The sequence below is a fragment of the Methylotuvimicrobium sp. genome, assembly GCF_050611805.1.
Taxonomy (GTDB): Bacteria; Pseudomonadota; Gammaproteobacteria; order Methylococcales; family Methylomonadaceae; genus Methylotuvimicrobium.
Genome location: NZ_JBNGHF010000112.1, coordinates 1 through 2741 on the forward strand (window position 1 = coordinate 1; position 2741 = coordinate 2741).

Sequence of the window (2741 nt, forward strand, 5' to 3'; positions counted from 1 at the left end):
TTTGGTTGATTATTTCAGAACCCTGGAAAAGGCGTAATTAGTGGGGATACCTCAGAACCTGAACCTTTTTTGCCTGTCCCTAACCGCATTGTTCTTAAATTCACGTTTCAGCCTACAGATTTGCGCATCGTGACAAATTCTTCGGCCGCAGTCGGATGAATACCGATCGTCGAGTCGAAGACGGCCTTGGTCGCGCCGGCCCGAATTGCGACTGCCATGCCTTGAATGATTTCTCCGGCTTCCGGTCCGACCATGTGAATGCCTAGGACCCGATCGGTGCTTTTTCTGACTATCATTTTCATCATCGTTTTTTCATCGAGACCGGACAGCGTGTGTTTCATCGGCGTAAAAACCGATTTATAAATTTCGATATCGGAATATCGCTCCTTGGCTTCGGATTCGGTCAACCCAACCGTGCCGATATTCGGCTGGCTGAATACCGCCGTTGGGATATAGTCGTAATCGACCGAAGTGGGTTTATCGGTATAGAGAGTGTTGACCAGCGCCATTGCTTCGGCGGTTGCGACCGGCGTCAGGTTAAGCTCGCCGGTGACATCGCCCAGCGCGTATATCGACGGAATATTGCTTTGATATCGGTCGTCGACGACGATTTCCCCGTTCTCTGTCAGCGCAACGCCGAGTTCAGACAGTCCTAGTCCCGCAGTATTCGGTTTTCTTCCGGTCGCGTATAAAATCAGATCGGCTTCAACGATTTGGTTCCGGTCGGTATGGGCTTCATAGCCGCTTTCGGTTCGGGTGACCGATTTAATGTTGGTATTGAGCAGAATGTCGATGCCTTTTTTTCGCATTTCCTGAGCGGCGAATGCTCTAACATCGTGATCGAATCCCCGCAGTATTTGTTCGCCCCGATAGCATAATTTCGTGTTAACGCCCATGCCGTGCATGATGCCGGCGAATTCGACGGCAATATAGCCGCCGCCGACTATTAATAGCCGCTTCGGGAGTTTATCCAATGCGAACATGTCATCGGAATCGGCGACATGTTCGTTGCCCGGAAAATCGGGAATAAACGGCTTGCCGCCGGTTGCGATTAGAATGCGTTCGCTGCGGTATCGGGTTTCGCCGACTTGCACGGTATGAGCGTCAAGCAATGTCGCTCGGCCTTCGATCAGCGTTACGCCTGACTTATCGAGCAAACTGCCGTATATGCCTCGCAGACGTTCCAATTCGCGATCCTTTTGCGACAACAAACGCGGCCAGTCGAAGCCGGGTTCGCTTAGCGACCAGCCGAAACCTTGGGCCGCCTCGAAATCCTCACGGAAGTGCGAGGCATAGACGAACAATTTCTTAGGCACGCAACCGACATTGACGCAGGTGCCGCCCAGATGGCGGTCTTCGGCGATGGCGACGCGAATGCCGAGGTTGGCGGCCGTTCGCGCGGCTCGAACGCCTCCTGAACCCGCGCCGATAACAAATAGCTCGAAATCGAAATCAGTCATTTGTATATTCTTGGATAGGTGGATAACGGCAGCGCATCGGCATTCTTGATTGAATAACCGATGCGAATCGTAAAATTATGATTTTAAGTAATCGAGCATGGTGTCCGCATCGCTAACCGTGAACGGATCGTCCGGATAATTGTCGGAAAAGCCGGGTTCGCTGAACAGTTTGACGATCTTACCGTCCTCGACCAGCATCGAATAACGCCAAGAGCGATAGCCGAAGCCGAGATTTTCCTTTTTGACCAACATGCCCATCAGGCGGGTAAAGTCGCCATTGCCGTCGGGCAGCATTTTGACATGCTCGATGCCCAGATGTTTACTCCACTGAAACATCGTGAAGGCATCGTTGACACTTAAACAATAGACATCATCGACGCCCTGACCGATGATGTCTTGGTATTTTGCTTCGTAACCCGGTAAATGTGTGCTCGAGCATGTCGGCGTAAACGCGCCTGGCAGGGAAAACAGCACGATTTTTTTGCCTTTGAAAATATCGTCGCTACTGACATCCTGCCAACGAAAAGGATTGTCGCCGCCGATACTTTCATCGCGAACGCGGGTTTTGAAAACTACATTGGGAACGTTTGAAGTCATTTCGATTCTCCGGTTGGTTGATCAATGAGCGATCGGTTTATCGGTGAATAAATAATCGCGTAGTTCGTTGTCGAATTTCGTGTCTTGTCGGCGTATCCATTCCAACAGCATCGCCGCGTGTTCCTTCTCCTCATCGCGGTTATGCGCGAGTATCGCTTTGAGGTCTTTATCCTTGCACGCATCGACGCGTTGGTTATACCAGTCGACCGCTTCCAGTTCCTCCATTAAAGAGGTAATCGCTCGATGCATATCGCGCGTTGCATCGGAGAGTTCTTCTATTGCTTCGTGATAACCTTCGTTTGCCATTGTGGAGCCTCGTCTACTGAATAAATGATTGCCGATTAGGAAGGGAATCTCACGATTTATCTTTCTAATCGACTCATTGACAGTTTAACGCTGTTTTAATGCAATGAATATACTCATCGTAGATCAAAATTCGGCGCCGGGGTGACCGTCAAAGGACGCCGTCAATACATCCATGTGGCTCTATGCTGGCCCCTCGCCTAACGCTAGGTGAGGGGCCGATCACCCCGGTGCCTCTTTAGGCATCGCCGAAATTTGAAGTGCGAAAGGTATAATGGATTGTCATTATCAAGGCGATTTATTGTATCGATACACGATATAATCCGTATATGGACTCCTCGTTTATTGCAAGCCAAGTTTTCAAAAATTGATGTCAAAACA

Annotated in this window: 3 protein-coding genes; all 3 read right to left on the reverse strand. The window is 50.1% G+C overall.

The genetic code is table 11. The features are described 5' to 3' along the window. Positions 1–107: 107 nt before the first annotated feature. Complete coding sequence (gene gorA, locus ACRJJO_RS21900; protein WP_431067678.1) at positions 108–1460, reverse strand: glutathione-disulfide reductase; 1353 nt, start codon at positions 1458–1460, stop codon at positions 108–110. A 75-nt stretch (positions 1461–1535) separates the two neighbouring features. Further along, positions 1536–2057, reverse strand: coding sequence for a peroxiredoxin (locus tag ACRJJO_RS21905; RefSeq protein ID WP_431067679.1), 522 nt, complete (start codon positions 2055–2057; stop codon positions 1536–1538). Positions 2058–2078: 21 nt separating this feature from the next. Then, complete coding sequence (locus ACRJJO_RS21910) at positions 2079–2363, reverse strand: encapsulin-associated ferritin-like protein (RefSeq protein WP_431067680.1); 285 nt, start codon at positions 2361–2363, stop codon at positions 2079–2081. Between the last annotated feature and the right edge of the window lie 378 nt (positions 2364–2741).

Excerpts from the sequence above, each read along its gene's own strand:
- gorA (WP_431067678.1), bottom strand. The coding sequence starts at position 1,460 with ATGACTGATTTCGATTTCGAGCTATTTGTTATCGGCGCGGGTTCAGGA.
- ACRJJO_RS21905 (WP_431067679.1), bottom strand. The coding sequence starts at position 2,057 with ATGACTTCAAACGTTCCCAATGTAGTTTTCAAAACCCGCGTTCGCGAT.
- ACRJJO_RS21910 (WP_431067680.1), bottom strand. The coding sequence starts at position 2,363 with ATGGCAAACGAAGGTTATCACGAAGCAATAGAAGAACTCTCCGATGCA.